This is a genomic window from Bradyrhizobium sp., assembly GCF_030654605.1.
GTDB lineage: Bacteria > Pseudomonadota > Alphaproteobacteria > Rhizobiales > Xanthobacteraceae > Bradyrhizobium.
In genome coordinates, this window is sequence record NZ_JAURXB010000238.1 from 1 (window position 1) to 1511 (window position 1511).

Here is a 1511-nt window from a genome sequence, read left to right on the forward strand (position 1 = left end):
TACCCGCAGGTGGCGCAGCGCGGCGGCGTCGCGACGTAGTATTCGCGGGCGGGCGCGACCATTTCGACGCGCTGGCGGGTGGCGTATTGCGGCGGGGTGCGCTCGTACTGCACGCCTTCGGGCGCCACCATCACGGTCTTCGGCACCATCACGGTGCGGTATTGCGCCGGGGTGCGATGGGCGATGACGCGGCCGGGGTCGACCATCACGGTTTCATCGACGGTGCGGTACTGCGCCGGCGCGACCTGACGCTGGTAGCAGGTGACGCAAGGCGGCGGCGGGGGCATGTAGCAGCCGTGGCATTGCGCGGAGGCCGCGGTCGGTAGCGCCATGGCGCTAACGGCCGAAGCGATCAGTGCAGCGAATACGCGTGACATGGTCATGGTGGTGCCTTCCCGTGTGGCTTTGAAAATTGCGATCGGCAAAAAATGCTTTGCGGTTGCGCATCATGGGCGAGACAGGCAAATTTCCCTTTAAGGGAAATCATTAACGAAATCTTTCGACGGTGATTTCCGGCTTCCGGTTTGATACGGTCGAAAAATGAAATCCATCCATCGTCGCGTTCAACGGACATCGGTGGCCGGACTTGTCCTGCTGTTCGGCCTCGCCGCTGCCGCCGCGCAGGCCCCGCTCAAGACCCAGCCCAGTCAAAAGGAAAAGCAGAAGCTCGCCGGGCAGATCGCCTCGGATGGCCTGAATTGCCCAGTGGTCGGCGTGGTCGAGGACGCCGGCAAGGACGAGCGCGGCACCATGATCCGGATCCACTGCCGTTCGCTGAACGGTTCGGCGAGCTGGGACATCCGCGGCATTGCCGCCAAGGGCGCTGCCGAGCTTCGCTTCGAGGCCTGGTAATAAGGCCCCGTCGCGCGGTGCCGATCTGAGCGGGGACAGCGAACGGCGCCTACCCAGACCTGCTATAGTCGCTCGATACTGGCCGGACACGCCGAACATGCGGAACGGGCTCTACTCGGTACACATCCAGATGGGCGACGGCGTCAAGGGACGTGCCAGCGGAGTGATCGTGCTTCGTGACGGCAAAATCTTCGGCGGCGATCCCTATTTCTGGTCGGTCGGCAGCTACACGTTCAGAGAGGGTAGCTGGAAAGGCGATCTGGTCACCAACCAGCACACCCCCTATCGCGATCCCACCGCGCGTCCGGTTTTTGGCGGCCGGGAGGTCACGACCGGCTTTTCCGGAACCTTCCGGGACGACCATTCCGAGGTTTTCGGCACCTCTCTGGTGGGCAGCCGCAGCGTCAGTTTTCGCGCGACATTGCGCCGGCTGGCCGATTAAACGATGGCGTCGCGGCCCGGGCGGCTGTAAACCGCTCCCCATCGCGCCGGGGGCGCTCATTGTCCTCGCGCCAAAGCCAATCACCCCATCACCCAAACGAAAGTGACAAGGCCGTTTCAATGAGTGGATTCAAGGAACCTAGCTTCGCGGACCGGCAGAAGGCGGCGCAGGAAGCAAGGAAGAACATCCTGGAGAAGTTTAAGGCCAAGCCGGGTCT

Annotated in this window: 4 protein-coding genes; 3 read left to right on the forward strand and 1 reads right to left on the reverse strand. The window is 63.3% G+C overall.

Annotated elements, in window-relative coordinates; genetic code table 11:
• The coding region (locus tag Q7U29_RS21455; RefSeq protein WP_304744572.1) for a hypothetical protein at positions 1 to 377 on the reverse strand (377 nt) is incomplete at its 3' end.
• 199 nt (positions 378 to 576) lie between these two features.
• Between Q7U29_RS21455 and Q7U29_RS21460 the strand changes: the two genes are divergently transcribed.
• The 3 genes from Q7U29_RS21460 to Q7U29_RS21470 form a co-directional block, all read left to right on the forward strand.
• Positions 577 to 852 (forward strand): hypothetical protein, encoded by a 276-nt coding sequence (locus Q7U29_RS21460; RefSeq protein WP_304744568.1) that lies wholly within the window; start codon positions 577 to 579, stop codon positions 850 to 852.
• Between the two features lie 97 nt (positions 853 to 949).
• A complete protein-coding gene (locus tag Q7U29_RS21465) occupies positions 950 to 1294 on the forward strand; it encodes a GrlR family regulatory protein (RefSeq protein WP_304744570.1) in 345 nt (114 codons plus the stop codon).
• Positions 1295 to 1413: 119 nt separating this feature from the next.
• The coding region (locus Q7U29_RS21470; protein ID WP_304744574.1) for a DUF6481 family protein at positions 1414 to 1511 on the forward strand (98 nt) is incomplete at its 3' end.